General features: G+C 72.6%; 22 protein-coding genes and 7 tRNA genes. 11 read left to right on the top strand and 18 right to left on the bottom strand.

Translation table 11 applies throughout. The features are described from left to right. Positions 1-22: 22 nt before the first annotated feature. The 3 genes from AB0E02_RS36585 to AB0E02_RS36575 all read right to left on the bottom strand — a co-directional run bounded on the left by AB0E02_RS36585 (position 23) and on the right by AB0E02_RS36575 (position 2691). Positions 23-1225 carry a hypothetical protein gene (locus tag AB0E02_RS36585; RefSeq protein WP_362148165.1) on the bottom strand — a complete coding sequence of 401 codons (1203 nt, stop codon included), beginning with the start codon at positions 1223-1225 and terminating at the stop codon, positions 23-25. Beyond that, complete coding sequence (locus tag AB0E02_RS36580) at positions 1225-1998, bottom strand: polysaccharide deacetylase family protein (protein WP_362148185.1); 774 nt, start codon at positions 1996-1998, stop codon at positions 1225-1227. The genes AB0E02_RS36585 and AB0E02_RS36580 overlap by 1 nt, the downstream gene beginning before the upstream one ends. 135 nt (positions 1999-2133) lie before the next feature. Further along, positions 2134-2691: an HIT domain-containing protein gene (locus AB0E02_RS36575; RefSeq protein WP_030415304.1), complete on the bottom strand. Its 558-nt coding sequence runs from the start codon at positions 2689-2691 to the stop codon at positions 2134-2136. A 67-nt stretch (positions 2692-2758) separates the two neighbouring features. Here AB0E02_RS36575 and AB0E02_RS36570 point away from each other — a divergent pair, with 67 nt between their 5' ends. Then, positions 2759-3400 (top strand): potassium channel family protein, encoded by a 642-nt coding sequence (locus tag AB0E02_RS36570; protein WP_362148161.1) that lies wholly within the window; start codon positions 2759-2761, stop codon positions 3398-3400. A gap of 53 nt (positions 3401-3453) precedes the next feature. Here the strand turns inward: AB0E02_RS36570 and thrS are convergent, their stop codons facing one another. The 3 genes from thrS to AB0E02_RS36555 all read right to left on the bottom strand — a co-directional run bounded on the left by thrS (position 3454) and on the right by AB0E02_RS36555 (position 7315). Continuing rightward, positions 3454-5436 carry a threonine--tRNA ligase gene (gene thrS, locus AB0E02_RS36565; protein WP_362148158.1) on the bottom strand — a complete coding sequence of 661 codons (1983 nt, stop codon included), beginning with the start codon at positions 5434-5436 and terminating at the stop codon, positions 3454-3456. 113 nt (positions 5437-5549) lie between these two features. Next, positions 5550-6728, bottom strand: a complete 1179-nt coding sequence (locus tag AB0E02_RS36560) for a hypothetical protein (protein ID WP_362148156.1) — start codon at positions 6726-6728, stop codon at positions 5550-5552. After that, positions 6728-7315: a DUF4365 domain-containing protein gene (locus AB0E02_RS36555; protein WP_030415300.1), complete on the bottom strand. Its 588-nt coding sequence runs from the start codon at positions 7313-7315 to the stop codon at positions 6728-6730. The genes AB0E02_RS36560 and AB0E02_RS36555 overlap by 1 nt, the downstream gene beginning before the upstream one ends. Before the next feature lie 211 nt (positions 7316-7526). Here AB0E02_RS36555 and AB0E02_RS36550 point away from each other — a divergent pair, with 211 nt between their 5' ends. Beyond that, positions 7527-8252: an exonuclease domain-containing protein gene (locus AB0E02_RS36550; protein WP_362148153.1), complete on the top strand. Its 726-nt coding sequence runs from the start codon at positions 7527-7529 to the stop codon at positions 8250-8252. Between the two features lie 215 nt (positions 8253-8467). On the opposite strand, the gene AB0E02_RS36545 is transcribed toward AB0E02_RS36550, so the two are convergent. From AB0E02_RS36545 to AB0E02_RS36530, 4 genes are all read right to left on the bottom strand, one after another. Next, positions 8468-8539: transfer RNA gene (locus AB0E02_RS36545), tRNA-Val, on the bottom strand. A 72-nt stretch (positions 8540-8611) separates the two neighbouring features. Further along, complete coding sequence (locus AB0E02_RS36540) at positions 8612-9073, bottom strand: SRPBCC family protein (RefSeq protein ID WP_362148150.1); 462 nt, start codon at positions 9071-9073, stop codon at positions 8612-8614. 149 nt (positions 9074-9222) lie between these two features. After that, positions 9223-9294, bottom strand: a tRNA-Val gene (locus AB0E02_RS36535). Positions 9295-9348: 54 nt separating this feature from the next. Then, positions 9349-9780 (bottom strand): TIGR02611 family protein, encoded by a 432-nt coding sequence (locus AB0E02_RS36530; protein WP_362148147.1) that lies wholly within the window; start codon positions 9778-9780, stop codon positions 9349-9351. A 189-nt stretch (positions 9781-9969) separates the two neighbouring features. Here AB0E02_RS36530 and AB0E02_RS36525 point away from each other — a divergent pair, with 189 nt between their 5' ends. Then, positions 9970-10383 (top strand): SsgA family sporulation/cell division regulator, encoded by a 414-nt coding sequence (locus tag AB0E02_RS36525; protein ID WP_003959770.1) that lies wholly within the window; start codon positions 9970-9972, stop codon positions 10381-10383. A 229-nt stretch (positions 10384-10612) separates the two neighbouring features. Next, entirely contained in the window at positions 10613-11179 is a 567-nt protein-coding gene (locus AB0E02_RS36520; RefSeq protein WP_362148144.1) for a CGNR zinc finger domain-containing protein, read from the top strand. Positions 11180-11239: 60 nt separating this feature from the next. On the opposite strand, the gene AB0E02_RS36515 is transcribed toward AB0E02_RS36520, so the two are convergent. Together AB0E02_RS36515 and AB0E02_RS36510 are read right to left on the bottom strand one after the other, a co-directional pair. Next, on the bottom strand, positions 11240-11395 hold the full coding sequence (locus tag AB0E02_RS36515; protein WP_199812568.1) for a hypothetical protein: 156 nt from the start codon (positions 11393-11395) through the stop codon (positions 11240-11242). 68 nt (positions 11396-11463) lie between these two features. Beyond that, entirely contained in the window at positions 11464-11922 is a 459-nt protein-coding gene (locus AB0E02_RS36510; protein WP_362148140.1) for a hypothetical protein, read from the bottom strand. A 170-nt stretch (positions 11923-12092) separates the two neighbouring features. Here AB0E02_RS36510 and AB0E02_RS36505 point away from each other — a divergent pair, with 170 nt between their 5' ends. After that, complete coding sequence (locus AB0E02_RS36505) at positions 12093-12614, top strand: DsbA family protein (protein ID WP_362148137.1); 522 nt, start codon at positions 12093-12095, stop codon at positions 12612-12614. 65 nt (positions 12615-12679) lie between these two features. On the opposite strand, the gene AB0E02_RS36500 is transcribed toward AB0E02_RS36505, so the two are convergent. Genes AB0E02_RS36500 through AB0E02_RS36490 form a run of 3 tightly spaced genes read right to left on the bottom strand, consistent with a single transcriptional unit; the run spans position 12680 to position 15439 of the window. Continuing rightward, positions 12680-13510 (bottom strand): GNAT family N-acetyltransferase, encoded by an 831-nt coding sequence (locus AB0E02_RS36500; protein WP_362148134.1) that lies wholly within the window; start codon positions 13508-13510, stop codon positions 12680-12682. 58 nt (positions 13511-13568) lie between these two features. Further along, positions 13569-14393, bottom strand: coding sequence for an aminodeoxychorismate lyase (locus AB0E02_RS36495; RefSeq protein WP_362148131.1), 825 nt, complete (start codon positions 14391-14393; stop codon positions 13569-13571). After that, positions 14390-15439: a chorismate-binding protein gene (locus tag AB0E02_RS36490; protein ID WP_362148182.1), complete on the bottom strand. Its 1050-nt coding sequence runs from the start codon at positions 15437-15439 to the stop codon at positions 14390-14392. Before AB0E02_RS36490 ends, AB0E02_RS36495 begins: the two co-directional genes overlap by 4 nt. Before the next feature lie 196 nt (positions 15440-15635). On the opposite strand from AB0E02_RS36490, the gene AB0E02_RS36485 reads away from it, so the two are divergent. The 5 genes from AB0E02_RS36485 (at position 15636) to AB0E02_RS36465 (ending at position 16090) form a co-directional block, all read left to right on the top strand. After that, a tRNA-Gly gene (locus tag AB0E02_RS36485) sits at positions 15636-15708 on the top strand. Positions 15709-15743: 35 nt separating this feature from the next. Beyond that, a tRNA-Cys gene (locus tag AB0E02_RS36480) sits at positions 15744-15817 on the top strand. A gap of 1 nt (position 15818) precedes the next feature. Beyond that, positions 15819-15890, top strand: a tRNA-Val gene (locus tag AB0E02_RS36475). Between the two features lie 22 nt (positions 15891-15912). After that, positions 15913-15984: transfer RNA gene (locus AB0E02_RS36470), tRNA-Val, on the top strand. 34 nt (positions 15985-16018) lie between these two features. Continuing rightward, positions 16019-16090: transfer RNA gene (locus tag AB0E02_RS36465), tRNA-Val, on the top strand. 120 nt (positions 16091-16210) lie between these two features. On the opposite strand, the gene AB0E02_RS36460 is transcribed toward AB0E02_RS36465, so the two are convergent. The 3 genes from AB0E02_RS36460 to AB0E02_RS36450 form a co-directional block, all read right to left on the bottom strand. Continuing rightward, positions 16211-16489 (bottom strand): zf-TFIIB domain-containing protein, encoded by a 279-nt coding sequence (locus AB0E02_RS36460; RefSeq protein ID WP_030415290.1) that lies wholly within the window; start codon positions 16487-16489, stop codon positions 16211-16213. A gap of 73 nt (positions 16490-16562) precedes the next feature. Beyond that, on the bottom strand, positions 16563-17669 hold the full coding sequence (locus AB0E02_RS36455) for an aminoglycoside phosphotransferase family protein (RefSeq protein WP_362148127.1): 1107 nt from the start codon (positions 17667-17669) through the stop codon (positions 16563-16565). Between the two features lie 414 nt (positions 17670-18083). Further along, a complete protein-coding gene (locus AB0E02_RS36450) occupies positions 18084-18293 on the bottom strand; it encodes a hypothetical protein (RefSeq protein WP_030813541.1) in 210 nt (69 codons plus the stop codon). A gap of 608 nt (positions 18294-18901) precedes the next feature. Between AB0E02_RS36450 and AB0E02_RS36445 the strand changes: the two genes are divergently transcribed. Continuing rightward, the gene (locus AB0E02_RS36445; protein ID WP_362148123.1) at positions 18902-20362 is read left to right on the top strand and encodes a serine/threonine-protein kinase; all 1461 of its coding nucleotides are present in this window, start codon (positions 18902-18904) and stop codon (positions 20360-20362) included. The last annotated feature ends 29 nt before the right edge of the window (positions 20363-20391 follow it).

Raw genomic sequence — 20391 nt, 5'->3', positions numbered from 1 at the left:
GTGGGGCCGGGTGGCCCCGGGGTCACCGGAAGATGCCGGTGTGCCCCAGGGAGTACCGCCCGGGCTGCGGGTAGACGGCCAGGCCGTGCGGGCCCTGGCCGACCGGGATCTTGGCGAGGGTCTTGCCGGTCTTCGTGTCGAGCGCGTAGACCTCGGAGTTGTAGCGGCCGGACAGCCACAGCACCTTGCCGTCGGTGGACAGTCCGCCCATGTCGGGGCTGCCGCCGCCGCGGATGTGCCACTTGTCGACGAGTTCGCCCGTCTTGAAGTCGAGCAGGGAGATCGAGCCCTCGCCGCGGTTGGAGATGTACATGTACCGCGAGTCGCGGCTGACGTAGAGGCCGTGGGCGCCCTTGCCGGTCGGCATGAGCTTGGGCCGGTCGAAGGTGTCGCCGTTCATGACCCAGATGCCGTCGGCCATCATGTCGGCGATGTACCAGGTCCGGCCGTCCGGGGAGATCTTCACGTCCTGCGGCATCGCCCCGTCGAACGGCAGCTTCTCCTGGCCGATGACCTTCATCTTCTCGGTGTCGACCTTGAGCAGTTCCCCGGAGAACTCGCAGGAGACGATGAAGTACCGGCCGTCCGGCGAAAAGTCGGCGTGGTTGACGCCGGCGCAGTTGACCGGGAGGGTCTTGCGGATCTCCATGGTGTGCGGGTCGCGGAAGACCAGTTGGCGGTCCATCGAGGCCATCACGACGGCGTACCTGCCGTTGGGCGTGAAGTAGAGGTTGTACGGGTCGTGCACCTTGACCGGCTCGCCGGCCTTGCCGGTGGCCGGGTCGATCGGGGTCAGATCGTGCCCCCGGTTGTTGTTGACCCAGAGCGTCTTCAGGTCCCAGGACGGTACGACGTGCTGCGGCTGGACGCCCACCGGGATGGTCTCGATGACCTTGTACGTCTTCGGGTCGATGACGCTGACCGTGTCGGAGCCGGTGTTGGGCACGTAGATCCGCGGCGGGAAGTCCTTGACCTCCGGGACCAGTTTGCCCGGGCGGTCGGCCGCGTACAGGTCGTGCTCGTCGATCAGCGGCGGCATGCCCGGCAGTCCCGGCTTGGCGGCCTTGACCGGTGCGCGTTCGACCGGCCGGGGGCTCTGCCCGGCCGGCTTGCCCTCCCCGCTGCAGGCCGCCGCCACCAGCGCGCAGGCCACGGCGAGCAGCGCGGACGCCCGGCGGCGGACGCGGGGGCTCTTACGGTCGTGGGTACGGTTGCGGTCAGCCATCAGGTCACTAGCTCCGTTGTCGTCACCGCGCGCAGTCCGCGCCGGCGGAGGCCGTCGAGGATCGGGGGCAGCGCGGCCACCGTGCCGGCGTGCCCGAGGTGGAGGCTCACGACCGAGCCCGGCCGGACCGCGTCCAGGACCGTGCGCCGGACGGCCGGGGCGCCGGGGTCGTTCGCGTCGAGGGAGTCCACGTCGTAGGAGAGGACGTGCGGATAGCCGGCCTTGCGGGCCAGCTGTGTCACCAGGTCGGTGGCGCGCCGGGTCTGCGAGGGGCGGAACCAGCTGCCGATGGTCCCGGTGAGCCGGCGCAGCCGGTCGGCGCAGCCGGTGATCTCGGCGTAGGCGTCGGCGGCCGGCAGGGCGCAGATGTCGCGGTGGTGCAGGGTGTGGTTGCCCAGTTCGTGGCCGCCGTCGAGGATGCGGCGGGCCATCTGCGGCTGGGCGTCGAGCCAGTCGCCGACGACGAGCACGGTGATCCGGGCGCCGGCCCGCTCGGCCTCGCCCAGCAGGGCGGTCGCCAGCTTCGGGTCGCCCCGGCCGTGGAAGGTCAGCGCGACCGCGCGGGCGTCGCGCGGGCCGTTCTCGATCTGTACGGGCAGGCCGGGCACCCGGGTGGGCGGGCGCGCGGCGTGGGCCGGCCGGTGCGTTCCCCCGTCCGCCGGGGACGGGCTCGGGCCGGCGTCCCGTGCGGGGCCGTGCTCCTCGTCCCGGTGGGGGTCGCAGCCCGACATCAGCGCGCCCGCGGCAGCGGCCGAGGCGGCCGCGCGCAGCACCGAGCGACGATCTGGGGAAGTCACCACCCCATTAGAGAGGCAACTAATCCGAATTAGGGCGATCTATCCGATTCGCCCTCGTACGTGTCGCCTCCGGGCCGGCCCCGGCGGGCAGCCCGGACGACGGCGGGCACCCTACGCGGGCCAGGCGGCGGCCAGCATCGCCCGGGTGTCGGCGAGGAGTTGCGGCAGCACCTTGGTGTGCCCGACGACCGGCATGAAGTTCGTGTCGCCGCCCCAGCGCGGGACCACGTGTTGGTGCAGATGGGCCGCGATGCCCGCACCGGCCACCGTGCCCTGGTTCATCCCGATGTTGAAGCCGTGCGCCCCCGACGCGGTCCGCAGCGCGGTCATCGCCCGCTTGGTGAACTCCGCCAGCTCCGCGGTCTCCGCCTCGTCCAGCTCGGTGTAGTCGGCCACGTGCCGGAACGGGACGACCATGAGGTGACCGCCGTTGTACGGGTACAGGTTCAGCACCGCGTAGACGCGCTCGCCGCGGGCGATCACCAGCCCGTCCTCGTCGGACTTCGCCGGGATCGTGCAGAACGGGCAGCCGTCGTCGGCCCCCGGGCCGCTCGGCTTGTTCTCGCCCTGGATGTAGGCCATCCGGTGGGGCGTCCACAGGCGCTGGAAGGCGTCCTGCGTCCCGACTCCGATCTGCTGCTCCGGCTCGCTTGTCATACGGGCCAGCATATGGCGTCGCCCATTGGCAGCGTGTCGTTGGGGCGCATCGCACCGGCCGCTGGACGATGCTGGGCCGGTGGACAGGGAACAGCGGCGACGGGAGTGGGAGCGCGCCGCCGAGCCGTACCTCCTCGCCGCTTCGCTGCTCTTCCTGGCCTCCTACGCGGTCCAGGTGCTGGTTCCCGGCCTGTCCCCCGGCTGGCAGACCTTCTGGGCGCTGGTCACCGTCGGCACCTGGGGCCTCTTCGTCGCCGAATACCTGGCCCGGCTGCTGCTCAGCGACGACCGGCGGCGCTTCGTCCGCACCCACTGGCTGGACCTGGTCGTGACCGTCCTTCCGCTGCTCCGGCCGCTGCGGCTGGTCGAGACGCACGACCGGATGCAGCGTCGCCGGGACCATCCCCGGCTCGCCCTGGAGGCCCGGGTGATGGCCTACGCGGGCCTGACCTCCCTGCTGCTCGGCTTCGCCGCGAGCCTCGCCGTCTTCCACGACGAACGGCACGCCCCGGGCAGCACCGTCCACACCTTCGGCGACGCGGTGTGGTGGGCGTGCTCGACCCTGACCACCACCGGTTACGGCGACATCACCCCGGTCACCGCCCGCGGCCGGGTCACCGGCGCGGTCCTGATGTTCGTCGGCGTCGCCCTGGTCGGCGCGGTCGTGGGTTCCTTCTCCTCCTGGCTGCTGCGCCGCTTCCGCCGGGAGGGCGAGACGTGAGAGGGCCCCGGGGAGCGGATGCTCTCCCGGGGCCCTCGGTCACGCCACGAGCGTCACACCTGGACGCGGCGCTCCACCACGTCCAGCAGCTTGGCGATCGCCTGGTCACGCGGAATGCCGTTCTCCTGCGACCCGTCGCGGTAGCGGAACGAGACCGCACCGTGCTCCATGTCCTCGTCGCCCGCGAGGATCATGAACGGCACCTTGGCCTTCTGGGCGTTCCTGATCTTCTTCTGCATCCGGTCCGAGGACGAGTCCACCTCGACCCGCAGCCCCTTGGCCTTCGCCTGCGCGGCGAACTCCTCCAGGTACGGCACGTGCGCGTCACCGATCGGGATGCAGGTCGCCTGCACCGGCGCCAGCCACGCCGGGAAGGCGCCCGCGTAGTGCTCCAGCAGGACCGCGAAGAACCGCTCGATCGAGCCGAAGAGCGCGCGGTGGATCATGACGGGCTGCTGCTTGGAGCCGTCCGCGGCGGTGTACTCCAGGCCGAAGCGGGCGGGCTGCTGGAAGTCGACCTGGATGGTCGACATCTGCCAGGACCGGCCGATGGCGTCCTTCGCCTGCACCGAGATCTTCGGGCCGTAGAAGGCGGCGCCGCCCGGGTCCGGCACCAGCGGCAGCCCCTGCTTCTCGGCCGCCTGGCGCAGCGCCTCGGTGGCCTCCTCCCACTCCGCGTCCTCGCCGATGAACTTGTCGGACTCGGGGTCGCGGGTGGAGAGCTCCAGCTCGAAGTCGGTCAGGCCGTAGTCGCGCAGCAGGTCGAGGACGAAGGTGAGCAGGCTGTCCAGCTCGTCCGCCATCTGCTCCTTGGTGCAGTAGATGTGCGAGTCGTCCTGGGTGAAGCCGCGCGCCCGGGTCAGGCCGTGCACGACGCCGGACTTCTCGTAGCGGTAGACCGTGCCGAACTCGAAGAGCCGGAGCGGCAGTTCGCGGTACGACCGGCCGCGGGCCTTGAAGATCAGGTTGTGCATGGGGCAGTTCATCGCCTTGAGGCGGTAGTTCTGCCCGTCGAACTCCAGGGGCGGGAACATCGCCTCGCCGTAGTTCGGCAGGTGCCCCGAGGTCTCGAAGAGGGCTTCCTTGGTGATGTGCGGGGTGTTGACGAACTCGTAGTCCGACAGCTCGTGCCGCTTGCGGGAGTAGTCCTCCATCACCCGGCGCACCACGCCGCCCTTGGGGTGGAAGACCGCGAGCCCGGAGCCCAGCTCCTCCGGGATGGAGAACAGGTCCAGCTCCGCGCCGAGCTTGCGGTGATCGCGCTTCTCGGCCTCGGCGAGGAACTCCAGGTACGCCTTGAGCTCGTCCTTGGTCGGCCAGGCGGTGCCGTAGATCCGCTGGAGCTGCGGGTTCTTCTCGCTGCCGCGCCAGTACGCGGCCGCCGAGCGCATCAGCTTGAACGCGGGGATGGCGCGGGTGCTGGGCAGGTGCGGACCGCGGCACAGGTCCTTCCAGCACAGCTCGCCGGTCTTCCCGTCGAGGTTGTCGTAGATGGTCAGCTGGCCGGCGCCGACCTCGGCGGAGGCACCCTCGGCGGCGTCCGCGGCGGAGCCCTTCAGGCCGATCAGTTCGAGCTTGTACGGCTCGTCGGCCAGCTCCTCACGGGCGGCCTCGTCGCTGACCGCGCGGCGCGCGAACTTCTGCCCGCGCTTCTGGATCTCCTGCATCTTCTTCTCGATGCGCTTGAGATCATCCGGGTGGAAGGGGGTCTCGACGTCGAAGTCGTAGTAGAAGCCGTCCTTGATCGGCGGGCCGATGCCGAGCTTCGCCTCCGGGAACAGCTCCTGCACGGCCTGCGCCATCACGTGTGCGGTGGAGTGCCGCAGGATGTTCAGGCCGTCCTCGGAGGAGATCTCGACCGGCTCGACCTCATCGCCGTCGGCGACCTCGTACGCCAGGTCCTTCAGCTCCCCGGCGACCCGTGCGGCGACGATGCTGCGCTCACCCTGGAAGAGGTCGGCGGCCGTAGTGCCCGTGGTCACCACGCGTTCTTCCCGCTCGGAATCGCGTTGGACGGTCACACGGACGTCTGACACCGGTCTCTCCTGACTCATGTCTCTTTCGCGTCAGCGTTTGCTGCGCAGCCGAATCGTACCGAGCCGCCGCACCCGACCGCGAAACGGTTTCCCCGGCACCGGTCCGCAGGCGGTCAGTCGTCGGCGCCGCACGCCTCCTCGAAGAAGTCGAGATTCTCCTGGAGCGACTTCAGCAGCCGGTCCCGCTCCGCCTCGTCGACCTGGACCGGCGTGACGTCGCGGCCCCCGGTGATCCGGCGGAAACCGCCCCGGCTCTCCAGCCTGCCGCTGACCCGGATCGGCAGTCCCACGAGGTGGGCGTGGCCCGCGATGCGGTAGTCCTCCTCCCCCAGTGCGACCCGCACCTGGACCACGTCGGCCCCGGTCAGCACCCGCAGCCGGACCGTGCCGGGGCCGCCGGGCCGCTCCCGGCGCAGCCGTACGACCGCGCCGGTCACCCGGACCGGCAGTGAGGGCTCGTCGCGGACGTAGCGCCGGGCGGCCTGCTCCAGCGCCGGGAGGTCGCCGGGCGAGAACTCGACCGGTTCCGGGCGGGCCGGGCAGCCGGCCGGCGGGCCGGCCGCCGGTGACCACTCGACCGAGATCCGCACCCCCTCCGCATCCCGTACGAGCGCGATCAGTGCCTGCACCAGCTCGTGGCAGACGCCCAGCTCGACGGCCGCGTCGTAGGCCTCCATGCCGCCGGTGGCGCGCTGGTAGTCGGTGGCGTCCCGGGCGGCGTGCAGGGCCCGCTGCAGCCCGGCGACCGCCGCGCGGCCGCCGTCGGCCGGGACGAAGGCGGTCAGCCGCCGGCCGGCGGTCGCGGGCCCGACCAGGACCTCGCCCAGGAACCCTTCGGCCTGCCGCTTGTGCCGGGCGCCGTAGTAGCCGGCCCGGCCGTACGTCCCCAGCGCCCCGGCGACCAGCATCGCGCGGGCCGCGCCGCGCAGCTGCTCCTGGGCGACCCAGCGCGCGGCGACCGGGCCGCCGTCGGGGACCTCGCGCTCCCAGCCGACCTCGTCGCTGGGCACCGCCAGCCCGGTCAGCACCTCGCGGGCGGAGGGCGCGGCGGACCGCGAGAGCGCCGCCAACGCCTCGGCGAGCAGTTCCGCGCTGTCGGGGAAGCGGCGGTCGTGCGGCACCAGCAGGCTGGTGCCGCCCAGGCCGCCGGGCGGGGTCCAGCGGGCGTAGTGGCCGGCGGCCCCGCCCCGGCGGCGCCAGCCGTGCCGGGCCAGCAGCGCGCTGAGGACGGCGGGGTCGAGCCGCGCGGGATCCAGCGGCCGCGCAGGGGGTTCGTCGATCGGCCGGTACATCACGGTCTCCCTCCCGCCCCGACCCGGGTCATGATTTCGCAGAGCGCGCGGTCGTCGAAGATCCGCGTGGTCGGGATCCGCACAGTGGTCCTGCGCCGGCCGGTCACCGGATGGCCGGCCAGGTTGATCCAGTAGCAGCAGTGGCGCAGTTCGAGCCGGTCGTGGGAGGCCCGCAGCCACTCCTCCTGGGTCCGCGGGACGAGCATCACGACGAGGATCTTGTGCACCGACACGGGCGTGCGGGCCAGCTTCACCAGGTGGTCGTTGTCGAGGGTGAAGGCGAAGGTCGGGCCGGGCGGGCGCGGGGCGGTCTGGTAGGTGCATTTGAGCTGCACCTTGATGGTGACCTCGTCGTCGACGGTGTGGCCGGGTGCGCCGTGGCTGACGTGCCAGTCGATGCCGTTGTCCGGGAAGGGTTGGGCCAGCGAGCAGCCGGAGGCGGCCGCGACCGCGTGCAGATAGCCCACCTGGAGCGTCTCCATGCAGGCGGTCGTCGCGAGTCCGCCGCGCTGCGGGGTGGTGGCGGGCGGGGGGTACCTCCCGCTGGCGGGGGACAGCCCGCCCGGTTCGGGCTGCGCGATGGTCATCGCGGGCATGCCTTCCGGGCTCGGTGGGTGCGCGGAGATGAATGCGTCGGAGATGACGGGGAACCGGCGGATCGCGTGGCCCGTCCCTGTGGTTGTCTCCGCGTCAAGTGGTCCGCAAACAAGGACGGTTCGACCACCGGTGCGCTCGGGTATCACCTGCTCGGGTGGTATTGCGCCACCATCCCCCGTACGAGCGCGAGGAGTTGGGATGATGCCGTGCTGGTATGACGGCCCTCTTGCCGCCTTCGACACCGAGACGACGGGGATCGACGTCGAGCGGGACCGCATCGTCTCCGCCGCGCTGGTGGTCCAGGAGACCCCGCGTTCGGCGCCCCGCATCACCCGCTGGCTGATCAATCCCGGCGTCGAGATACCGGAAGCCGCCATCGCGGTGCACGGTCTCACGGCCGACCACCTCGCCCTGCACGGCCGCTGGCCGGCGCCGGTGGTGGAGGAGGTGGCACGGGCCCTGGCCGCCCAGTCGGTGGCCGGCCGTCCCCTGGTGGTGATGAACGCCCCGTTCGATCTCACCCTGCTGGAACGCGAGTTGAAGCGGCACCGCGCCAGCTCGCTGAACGCGTATCTGGGCGCCCATCCGCTGCGCGTGCTGGACCCCCGGGTGCTGGACAAACATCTGGACCGTTATCGCAAGGGCCGCCGCACGCTCGCCGATCTGTGCGCGCAGTACGAGGTCGAGCTGACCGAGGCGCACGACGCGGCCGCGGACGCGCTGGCCGCGCTGCAGGTGGTCCGGGCCCTGGGGCACCGGTTCTCGGACCGCCTGGGGAGCCTGCACCCGGCGGAGCTGCACACCCGGCAGGCGGTCTGGTACGCGGCCCAGGCCCGTGGGCTGCAGGCGTGGTTCGCGCGCAGCGGCAGTCCGGAATCGGTGGATCCGCACTGGCCGCTGCGTCCCGAACTCCCCGCCGCGGCCTGATTCGGCATCAGGAATTCCGCACGGCCGACCCGCAACCGGTCGTCCGGCCGGGAAAGAAACGGGCGGAATTCCGTTTCCGGGTCGCTTCTCGTGACGGCAGAACGCACCCGCAAGGGAACTCCGCCGAACGGAACTCCTCACTACGGAACTCCGCCTCCGCACCACTCAACAAAAAGAACCGGGCCACCTTTTGGTGGCCCGGTTCTTGATCCCGGTGGGCGATACTGGGTTCGAACCAGTGACCTCTTCGGTGTGAACGAAGCGCTCTCCCACTGAGCTAATCGCCCGGGTGTCCGGCGAGGTTTCCCTCGCGAACGACCTGAACAATACAGGCCGCGCGGGCGTTCCATCAAATTTCCTCAGGTCCGGGCCAGCCAGCGGGCCAGCCCGCGCCGCCCGGCCCGCATCATCAGGGCGTGATTGGCGCGGAACAGCGGCCGCGCCAGCGGCCCGACCCGCCGCATCAGCGGTTTGCAGACCTCGACGTCCTGCTCGAAGACGGCGCGGGTGCCGCCGGCGCCGGGCACCACGGTCCAGCGTGCCCAGCCGGTCAGGTCGCCGCGCATCGCGATCTCCAGGACCCCCGCGCCAGGGTCCCGTACCTGCTCGGCGGCCACCACCCTGAGGTCGTACGGCAGCAGGGAACGGAAGCGGGCGGTCCCGCTCCGGTCGTCGATCCGGGTCACCTCGCGCACCTGCGGCCACCACTGCGGGTAGCTCTCGGCGCGCTCCAGGACGGCGTAGACGACGGCCGGCGGGGCGTGGAGCTGCCAGACGCTGCGGAAGCGGTAGCGGTGCAGCCGGCGGGACCAGTCGGGCATGATCCCAGTGTGCGCCCCGCACGGCGGCGGGCGCCCAACAACGGCGAGGCCCCGGGGACTTGGCGGCCGGCGGGCCGTCGTGCGCGGGGACACGCAAAAGGGGCGGCGGGACCCGCATCGTCTGCGAGTACCCGCCGCCCCTTGTGACGTGGGCGATACTGGGTTCGAACCAGTGACCTCTTCGGTGTGAACGAAGCGCTCTCCCACTGAGCTAATCGCCCGGGCGCACGGCCAACATTACCCCACGTCGGCGGGCACTTGTGACCACGTTCCGGTCACTCTGCGACGTTCCAGGGCAGCACCAGGCCGACCTTCCACGCGTAGACCGCGACCCCGGCGGCAATGATCGTCACGCCGAGGGCGGTCAGGATGATGTTGCGGCGCCGTACCTTGGGGTCGAGCGCCTTCTGGGCCGCTTCGGTGACCTTGCGTTTGGTCCAGCGCAGGGCCAACTGGGCCCAGACGAATTCGGTCGCCCAGATCGCCATGCCGGCGAAGATCACCAGCCAGCCGGGGCCCGGCAGCGGCAGCAGGATCACTCCGCCGCCGACCACCGCGAGACCGACGACGAAGACACCGACCTGCCAGCTCAGATGCAGCGGCCGGGAGCGCTTGATGAAATGCGGCGCTCGCGAGCCGAGCGGCTGCTCGGGCGGCACGGCCTCCTCCTCGACTACTCCCGGCCCCCCGTTACTCACCGTATTCATACGGTCAAACTTACCGGACGGGAGGGGTCCGCGGAATTACCGACGGGGACGATCTCGCAATCCGCCGTAAGAGGTACCTGAAGCCACCCAAAACCGTCAGAGGGGTTTACAACGGCACCGTAGGTGGCATGTCGATTTCGCCGACGTGCGAATCCCCGAGCGCACACTGAGCGAAAGGCCCTGGCGCTTATGAACACCACGGTCAGCTGCGAGCTGCACCTGCGCCTCGTTGTGTCGAGCGAGTCCTCACTGCCTGTACCCGCGGGCCTGCGGTATGACACGGCCGATCCCTATGCCGTGCATGCCACCTTCCATACCGGAGCCGAGGAGACCGTCGAGTGGGTGTTCGCCCGCGACCTCCTCGCCGAGGGTCTGCACCGGCCCACGGGCACCGGAGACGTCCGCGTATGGCCGTCCCGGAGCCACGGACAGGGCGTGGTCTGCATCGCCCTGAGCTCCCCGGAAGGCGAAGCCCTGCTCGAAGCCCCCGCGCGGGCCCTCGAGTCGTTTCTCAAAAGGACGGATGCCGCCGTACCGCCCGGTACGGAGCACCGGCATTTCGATCTCGACACGGAGCTGTCCCACATCCTTGCGGAGAGCTGAGACGCAGCACGGTTACCGAAAGCCCCCATCCGCTCACACTTGCGCCCGTCCGACTCGGGGAGACGGCGCAGGACCGACAAGTTCATACGGCAGAGATCGGCGTCGTCGCCGCGGAGCCACCGCGGGGGACGGCGCCGAAGCTTGTCCCAGGCGCTAGAGTCGGCGACCATTCGGCCACGACACCCGGGGGCGGTACCCGTCCGGCCCCACCCTGCCAGGGAGCGGAACCGTGATGATCACCCATGACACCCGGTGCGCGCTGGACGCGGTCGTCGATCTGCTCAACACCGCTCCGGAGGGCGAGGCGCCCGGCGCGCCGGACAGCCTGACCGCCGTCCCGGCCGTCGAGGACTTCGCCCGCCGCAACAACTTCAGCGACGTGGGCACGCTCGGCCCGGACGACCTGGCGGCGGTGCGCAGGGTCCGGGCACGCTTCGCCGAGGTCTTCGCCGCCGAGGACGACCGCACCGCGGCCGCGCGGCTCAATGCGCTGGTCGCCTCGGCGGGCACCACCCCGCAGCTGACCGACCACGACGGCTACGACTGGCACGTGCACTACTTCGCGCCGGGCGCCTCCGTGGCCGACCGGATGGCCGCGGACGGCGGGATGGCGCTCGCCTTCCTCGTCGTGGCCGGTGAGCGCGAGCGGCTGCGGCGCTGCGAGGCGCCGGACTGCCGGTACGCGTTCGTCGATCTCTCCCGCAACCGTTCGCGGCGTTACTGCGACAGCCGCACCTGCGGCAACCGGCTGCATGTCGCGGCCTACCGCGCGCGGCGCCGGGAGGCCGCGGGCTGACGGCCGGCGCAAAGCGGCCGACGGCTCCCCCGGGGGATGCGGACGGGCCGTACGCCGGCCTCACAGGATGAAGAGGTCGTGTACGGCGCCGAGGAGGAGCAGGCAGCCGATGACGGCGAGGAAGAGCATCAGCGGCGGCTGGGACAGCGCGAACAGGCAGCCGCGGGGTTCGGGGGACGGGGCGTCGTCTTGGGCGAGGGCGCACTCATCGTTCATCTCGCGCGCATCATGGCGCACGTGATCTTCCGAGGGCGCCCAAAGGGGGCCTCAGCAGTGGGAGTTCATCAGATCCCGTGCTTTTTCAGGATCGCTTCGATGTCCGAGAAGTCATCCTTGGGAGCGCCGGAGGCCTGCGGGGCCTTCCCCTTGCCGGCCGGCCGGTCGGCCGTACGGCCCGCGCCGAGGGACGGTACGGAGGCGCCCGGAGCCACCGCGTCGGGCGTGGCGCCTCCGGCTGCCTTGCGGTCCTTGCGGGCCCCGATCCCGCCGCGGCGGCGCTCCACGGCCCGGCTGAGCATGAAGAGCAGGAACGAGAGCGCGAGCAGGCCGAAGCCCGCCCAGACCGTGGGCTTGAAGACGATGTTGGTGACCCAGTCGATGACGCCGGTCATCACCAGGCCGATCGGGATCAGGGAAAAGGCGGCGATGCGGGTCGCGGCGAGGAATCGCTTGCGGTACGCCGTCAGCGCGGCGATGCCCAGGCCCGCTGCCGACACCGCGGCACAGACGGTCGAGGTCAGCATCCGGTCCTCCTGCCGGTGGAAGGGCGAGCAGTCCCTCTGCTCCCCTCCATCCTGCCCTGTCCGGGCCCGCCCGGGCCATGTTCCGGCACCGGCTTCAGGGTCTTCTCGGGGTCACCCTCATCCTCAGGTCCGGGTTCGGCCACCAGGGGGCGGGCTGGAAGACTGGCCCCATGAACGACGCCACCACCCCCGCCCCCGCCCGTCCGGTCCTCGACGTGTGGTGCGAGCTGCAGTGCCCGGACTGCCACGCCGCGCTGGCGGACCTGCGGGCGCTGCGCGAGCGCTACGGCGACCGGCTGGACATCCGGCTGCGCCACTTCCCCCTGGCGAAGCACAAGCACGCCTACGCCGCGGCCCAGGCCGCCGAGGAGGCGCTGGTGCAGGGGCAGGGCTGGCCGTACGTCGAGGCGGTGCTGGCGCGCACCGAGGAGCTCGCGGCGCGCGGCGAGAAGCTGCTGCTGGAGGTCGCCGGTGAGCTGGGGCTGGACGGCGAGGAGCTGGACACCGCGCTGATCGACGGGCGGCACCTGCTGATCGTGGACGCCGACGAGGCCGAGGGGAAGGCGATCGGCGTGACCGGTACCCCGACGTATGTGATCGGCGGGGAACGGCTGGACGGCGGCAAGAGCCAGGAGGGGCTGCGCGCCCGGATCGAGGAGATCGCCGACCGCCTGCTGGCCGGCCAGGACTGAGCCGGGGCAGGAACGAGCGGTCGTGGGCCGGGCCGCCAGGGAGGCCGGAGCGCGCCTCGGCCGCCCTACAGGATCGGCTTCCACAGCAGGTATCCGGTGGGCCGGTAGCCCAGCGACTCGTAGAGGCCGAGGGCCGGTGCGTTGCCCGCGTAGACGTTGAGGCCGAGGGTGGTGCGGCCGGCCGCGAGGCTCTCGCGCTCGGCGATCAGCATCAGGGTGCGGCCGTGCCCCCGCCCCCGGTGGCCGGGGTCCACCCGCACGTCGACGACGTAGCCGCCCGGCTGCTCCGGCATCCGCAGGGCGAGCCAGAGACTGCCGACGTCGGCGCCGTCGTGGGACAGGATCCGCAGGACCTGGTCGGGGGTCTCCGACCCGTCCGGCAGCAGGGCGTGGTGGCCCTTCACCGCGATGTCCTCGGCGCGGGCCCGGGACATCCCCTGGCCGGTCTGCGTACGGATGTGCTCGGCGAGCGCGGCGTCCCGCCAGGCCGGGTACTCCGCCTCGTCCAGCGGCCGGTCGGTGACGTCCCCGGGCAGCGGCGGCGGCGCGTCGAGGGGTTTGCACAGGGTGCGGCTGCGCTCGGTGTAGCCCAGGGCCGCCGCGAGCCGCAGCGCGGCCTCCGCCTCGGCCGGGACGGTCACCTCGATCTGGCGGCATCCCCAGCCGCGCAGCACCTCCTCGGCGGCGAGCGCCGCGACCGTGGCCCGGCCGCGGTGCCGGTCCGGCGGGTCGATGGCCAGGTAGGTGATCCGGCCGGCCGTCGGGCCGAAACGGGCGTCGGTCGACAGCCGGACCGTGCCGACCCGCCGGCTGTTGACGCAGACGTCGTACGGGCGGGCCCGGGTGCCGTCGTCGTGGTGTTCCTCGGGTCCCGCGGGGCGCAGCGTAGTGGTCACGGGGACTTTCTACTCGCCCGTGTGCGGGCCCGTCATCACCCTGTACGGGGGCCGGTGCTCAGCGCGGGTCGACGTCGGCGGCGGACTGCTCGTCGAAGATCCGCATGGCCTCGGCGGTCACCGGGCCCGGCCCGTCGGCCAGTTGGCGGCCGTCGATCCGGGTCACGGCCTGCACGTCGCGGAGGGTGGACGTCAGGAAGATCTCGTCGGCCCGCTCCAAGACGTCCAGCGGCAGATCGGTCTCCTTGGCGCCGGCCCAGGAGACGGTCAAGGCACGGGTGATGCCCGCCAGGCAGCCGGAGGAGAGCGGCGGGGTGTGGAGTTCGCCGTCCAGGACGACGAAGACGTTGGAGCCGGTGCCCTCGCAGAGCGCGCCGACGGTGTTGGCGAACAGCGCCTCGGTGGCGCCCTGTTCGTGGGCGCGCGCCAGAGCGACCACGTTCTCGCCGTACGAGGTGGTCTTCAGGCCGGCCAGCGCGCCGCGTTCGTTACGGGTCCAGGGGACGGTGACGGCGGCGGTGGTGTCGGGGCGGCGGGTGGTCGCGGAGAGCGCGACGACCAGCGTGGGGCCGGCGTCGCCGCGGTCCGAGCCGAGCGGGGACTCGCCGCCGGTGTAGGTGATGCGCAGCCGGCCCAGCGGCATGGGATTGGCGTCGAGGACGGCCTCGCAGCCGCGCCGCACCTCGTCGAGGTCGGGCTCGGGCAGGCCGAGGCCGCGGGCGGAGGTGGCGAGGCGCTCCAGGTGGCGGGTGAGGGCGAAGGCGCGTCCGTGGTCCGCCTTGACGGTCTCGAAGACACCGTCGCCGACCGTCAGCCCGTGGTCGAAGACCGAGACCCGGGCGTCCTCGGCGTTCCGCAGTGCCCCGTCCAGCCAGATCCTCATCGCTCTCCTCCGCTCGGCTCGTTGCGTCCCGACGCTACCGCGAGCAGCCGGCTCGCCTTCAGTTCGGTCTCCGCCCATTCCCGCTCGGGGTCGGAGTCCCAGATGATCCCGGCCCCGGCACCGAAGCGGAGAAGCGGTCCGTCGGCGGCGGTGCGGTCGATCCAGAAGGTCCGGATGCCGACCGCGAGCTCGCCGGTGCGGCGGTCGGCGTCGACCCAGCCGATGCCGCCGCAGTACGGCCCGCGGGGCGCGGTCTCCAGTTCGTCGATGATCCGCAGGGCGCTGGACTTGGGGGCGCCGGTGACCGAGCCGGGCGGGAAGGTGGCGTCCAGCAGGTCGGCCCAGGCACTCTTCTCGTTGGCGAGGTCCAGTTCGCCGCGCACCGTGGAGACGAGGTGCACCAGGCCGGGGTGCTCCTCGACCGCGCAGAGTGCCGGGACGGTGACGGTTCCGGTGGCGCAGACGCGGCCGAGGTCGTTGCGGACCAGGTCCACGATCATCACGTTCTCCGCCCGGTCCTTGTCCGAGAGGTCCGCGGCGGTCCGTCCGGTGCCCTTGATGGGGCCGGACCACACGGCGCGGTCGTCGCGCCGCAGGTAGAGCTCGGGGGAGGCGCTGGCGATCTCCACGCCGTGGCCGGGCAGCCGGATCGTGCCGGCGTGCGGGGCGGGGTTGCCGCGGGCCAGCACCGCGGACAGCGCGTCGACGTCGGCCCGGTCCGGGTCGGGCAGCGGGGCGCTCAGCACGCGGCAGAGGTTCACCTGGTAGACGTCGCCGGCCGCGATGTGTTCCCGGACCCGCCGTACGCCGCGGACGTAGGCGTCGCGGTCCAGGGAGCTGACCCAGGCGCTCCGTGCGGGGCCGTGCCAGGCGCCGGGGGCGGGGGTGTCGGCCGGGGTGGCGGGGCGTACGTCGGCGAAGCGGGCGCAGACCACCTGGCCCTCGAAGTCGGCGGCCACCGCCCACCAGCCCGTCGAGTCGAGGGCCGCGGGATCGCTGGTCACGTCCCGTAGATCGGTGGCTATCAGGCCGCCGAAGCGGGCCATGGGAGCGAAGTCGTGCACGTCAGCGAGTCTATGGCGGGGGCCCCGGGCGCGCCTGTGCCGGGCGAGCAGCGCAGCACGCTGCACAAACGCGTTTTTGTACTGGCCCCGGAATCCGCTAGAGTTCAACACGTCGCCGGGACGCGGAAGCGCCCCGGGGGCCCGGTAGCTTCCCGGACGTAGTCTGGGAGAGTCACCTGCGGACGTAGCTCAGTTGGTAGAGCACCACCTTGCCAAGGTGGATGTCGCGAGTTCGAGTCTCGTCGTCCGCTCGATGTGGGGGATCTTCCCGAACCCCCTCACTCCTGGTGGAGTGGCCGAGAGGCGAGGCAACGGCCTGCAAAGCCGTCTACACGGGTTCAAATCCCGTCTCCACCTCCAAGGACGATTAGCTCAGCGGGAGAGCGCTTCCCTGACACGGAAGAGGTCACTGGTTCAATCCCAGTATCGTCCACTGCCCGGCTCCACCGGGCCCCGCGCGATTAGCTCAGCGGGAGAGCGCTTCCCTGACACGGAAGAGGTCACTGGTTCAATCCCAGTATCGCGCACGCAGCCGTGGGTCTTCGTGATCCATGGTCCCGAGGACGATTAGCTCAGCGGGAGAGCGCTTCCCTGACACGGAAGAGGTCACTGGTTCAATCCCAGTATCGTCCACACACAGCCCGAGGGCCGGAGCGTTTCGCTCCGGCCCTCGGCCTTTGTGCCGTGCCGGTCGCGGGCTCCGGTCGCCGGCCGGCCGGCTGTGGCCGTGCCGGCCGGGCCGGGTGCGACGGTTCAGGACGAGAACAGCATGTGGCCGAGGCCCCGGTGATGACCGTGGTGCCCATGGTGGCCGTGGTGGCCGTGGTGCGGGGCGCCCCAGGCGGGCGCGGCGGGGTACGCCTGCGGGGCGGGCGGCGGCGGGGCCTGCTGGACCCACTGCGACTCCAGGCGGGTCAGCGCCTCCAGCTCCCCGAAGTCGAGGAAGATCCCCCGGCAGCCGGCGCACTGCTCGATCTGGACGCCATTGCGGTTGTACGTGTGCATCGGTGCATGGCACTTGGGGCACTGCATCGTCGGCTCAACTCCTGTCGTTCGCTGCCGCTCGGCGCGGCGCCACCGGAACGGCCTTCCGGTGGCGTGGGGTTCAGCGTACGACGGGCCCGCCGGGTGCCAACTGCTCCGGCAGGGACGCCATCCGGGCGCAGGCGTCGATGACGGCGGTCGCGGCCTCGTCCGGCGCCCGTTCCCCGGTGACGGCCTTGGCGACGGCGAGCGCGGCGGTCTGCACGGTCAGGGCGCGGGCGGGAACCTCCAGTTCGGCCCAGGGGTCCCCGTGCGGGGGCAGGGCCGGGCCGCCCGCCGCGCGGTAGGCGGTCAGGAAGCGCGTCCAGATGTCCGGAGCGAGCAGGCCGGTGGCGAACCAGGCGGCGGGACGGGCCAGGTCCCAGGCCGCGTCGCCGAGGCCGAGGTCGTCGACGTCGATCAGCAGCCAGCGGCCGCCGGTGGCCGGGTGGCGGACCAGCTGGCCTAGGTGGAGGTCGCCGTGGCAGAGGGACGCCGCACGCGGCGGTGGGACCTCGTCCCGGGCCCAGGGCGGCAGCCCGTACCAGGCCCGCTCGACGGCCGCGGCGGCCGCGCGCAGGGGCCGCGGAACGGCTTCCGCAGGACCGTCGTCCACCGCGCCGCGCAGCCGGGTCAGGGCGCGGGCGGCCTTGGCGGGGCCGCGCATCGGCGGGACCGGTCCGGGGAGTTGGCGCGGATCGACACGGTGCAGCCGGGCCAGCAGGCGGGCGACGTCCTCCCAGGGCACCGCGTCCGGGTCGTCGGGCGCGACCGGGCTGCCGTACGGCCAGCGGGTCAGCGCCCGGCCGTCGTCGGCGAGGAGGAGGAAGCCACCGGGGGCGGTGAGCGGGAGCGGGGGCAGCAGGATTCCGTGCAGGAGGGGGTGCGCGGCGATCCGGAGGCGGGCGGCGAGGTCCTGCGGGTCGGCGTCGGGGGCGTGCGCCTTGGCGACCGTACGGCCACTGCGGACGACCGTGCCGTCAGGGCGGTCGGCGAGGACCTGCGCGAGGACCTGGGGGTGGTCGGCGGGCGGGTGGGTGGAGCTATGGGTGTTGGTGTGGTCTGGGGGCGTGCCGGGGCGATCGGCAGGTGTCTCGGGGGCCGGTGGGGCGGGTGGGGGGCCATCGGAGCCCTCGGGGCCGGGGGATGCGGCGAGGGCGGCCAGGCGGTCGGCCAGCGGCGTGGTCATGGCTTCCCTCCCCCGGGCCTGCGTCGGTGTGGGGCCTTGCCCGGTCGCCGGTCGGGCCCGACGGGGATCGTACGCGGCGGGGCAGGTGGGCGAGGCGTCAGGCCGGCGTGCGTGCCAGGTGGGCGGGGCGTCAGGCCGGCGTGCGTAGGCGGGAAGGGGCGGGGCCGCGGGCCGGCGGCGCGTGCGTAGGCGGCAGGGGGGCGGACGGGGCCCGCGGAGCGGCGGGGCGCGTGCCTACGCAGCCAGGGCCGCTCGGCAGAGTCTCGGTTCGGTGGGTGGTGGGGGCGGAAGCTCGACGGCCGGGCATCTCCCCAGATGCCCGGCCGTTCGTGCCGTCCGCCGCACCCCCGTCCCCACGGGGTATTCAGCCGGAGGTCCCCGTCCCGGGCCGCTCTCCCGGGACCGGGGCGCCGCTCAGCGCCCCAGCATTCCGGCCACGGACGACGCCTGTGTGATGACGGCTTCCCAGCCGCCGAAGACCACGGCGAGCAGGATCGCCAACGGCAGCACCATGGCCACCGCGACGAGGGGATGGCGGGTGCCCGAGGACTGGTGGCCGCCGAGCGCCGCGGCGGCCTTGCGCCCCTGCGCCCGTAGGGCCGTCCGTCCTGAGGTCCGATCCATCGTCCGCTCCCGTCGTCTCTGGAGCGGCGGGCGTCTGACCTCGGGGGACGAGCGCTGCGCCCGCCGCTTGATGACAACACTAGGCACGCGGCGCGGGGCAGGCGTCATGCCGTCGTACCTATTGGGCGGCCTCCAGGAGGATGACGGGACCGGGCGTCACGTACTCCCCTGGGTGGAGAACACCCCTGAGGAACCCGGGAGATCCCCCGGGGGTGCCCGCCGGGCCGCAGGTCGGGGCGGCCGGTCGTGCGTGACCTCGCTCACGTCGGCGGCTCCCCCACGCCCCGCAGCCAGGCAGCCGCCGGTCGCCGCGCGCGCCGGCGTCGTCCGCCGCCGGGAGCCGTACGCCGCATCTCCGGCATTCGCCCTCGATCACCTTTCGTCCTCTCAATCCCCCTTATGTGAAAGATCATTGAGCGCGCGGGCGGAAAACCGGGCCGCCCGCACGCCCTTTTCCCCTCCCGCACTCCGAGGATCGCACCCGCCACCGACAATCCGGTTGCCGACGCATGCGCGGCCTCTCAGCACAGTGAGCCGTCAATCCGTAAGCTGTGCCACGTCAGACGGTTGGCAGCGGAGGGGCCTCCCACCGCAGGTAGGGGACGGACATGGCGATGATGCGGCTCCGGCGCGAGGACCCGCGTGTCGTCGGGACGTTCCGGTTGCACCGCCGGCTCGGCGCGGGCGGGATGGGCGTGGTCTACCTCGGCTCGGACAAGCGCGGTCAGCGGGTGGCGCTGAAGGTGATCCGGCCGGACCTGGCGGAGGATCAGGAATTCCGCTCGCGGTTCGCCCGCGAGGTCTCCGCCGCCCGCCGGATCCGCGGTGGCTGTACGGCGCGGCTGGTCGCGGCCGATCTGGACGCGGACCGCCCGTGGTTCGCCACCCAGTACGTCCCCGGCCCGTCGCTGCACGACAAGGTCAACGAGGAGGGGCCGCTCTCCCCCGCGCAGGTCGCCTCCGTCGGCGCGGCACTGTCCGAGGGGCTGCTGGCCGTCCATGACGCGGGCGTGGTGCACCGCGACCTGAAGCCGTCCAACATCCTGCTGTCCCCCAAGGGCCCGCGCATCATCGACTTCGGCATCGCCTGGGCGACCGGTGCCAGCACTCTCACGCATGTCGGTACGGCCGTCGGGTCGCCGGGCTTCCTGGCACCGGAACAGGTACGCGGGGCCGCGGTGACCCCAGCCACCGACATCTTCGCGCTGGGCGCCACGCTGGCGTACGCCTGCACCGCGGACTCCCCGTTCGGGCAGGGCAGTTCGGAGGTCATGCTCTACCGGGTGGTGCACGAGGAGGCGCAGCTCGCCGGGGTGCCGGACGCGCTGGCGCCGCTGCTCGCGTCGTGCCTGGCCAAGGACCCGGCGGACCGGCCCAGCACCTTGTCGCTGTCGTTGCGGCTCAAGGAGATCGCGGCCCGTGAGGCGCACGGTCTGTCGGGCGGACCCTCGGGCGGCCCGTCGGCCGGTCTGCTGCACAACGGGCCCGGCAGCGGGGCCGGATGGAGCCGGGCGGAGCGCCGTCCGTCGGACCGGCCGACCGGGCAGCGGGCCGAGGAGTACGCGCGCCAGCGCACCGAGCGGCGGACGGCTGGCGGCTCCGCGCCGCGCCCGCATACGTCGCGTCCGCCGGCACCGCGGGACGGGGCCGGTGGCCGGCCGGGCGGACCGGCTTCCGGTGCGGGTACGGGGGCAGGTGCTGGTGCGGGCACCGGCGCGAGGAAGAATCCGCGTACCGCGGGACGGAATGCCCGGCGCGGTCCGGCGCCACGGCCGACAGGGCGAAACGGTGCGCGCACCCCGGTCCGTACGACCTCGGGCGGGCGCCGGCCCGGCCCCGACCGCCGGCTGCTGCGTCAGCGGGTCATCGTGTTCGTCGTGGTGACTCTGCTGGTCGCGCTGGGGATCGCGGCGGCCCAGGGCTGCCAGGGACCGGCCCGCGGGATGGGGCCCGAGGGCACGGAACGGCTCGCTCCGCTTGCTCCGGCCGGGAGCCCGGCTGCTCCGGGTGGAGGTCAGCCGGCGCCGGGCGGGGGCTCGGAGGGGGCTCTCGCGCCCCTTAGGGGTTAGGCGAACAGATCCCCTAAGGGGCGCGAGAG

Source organism: Streptomyces sp. NPDC048196, from assembly GCF_040652715.1.
Lineage (GTDB): Bacteria > Actinomycetota > Actinomycetes > Streptomycetales > Streptomycetaceae > Streptomyces > Streptomyces siderophoricus.
This window is presented reverse-complemented; position numbering and strand designations above follow the sequence as displayed.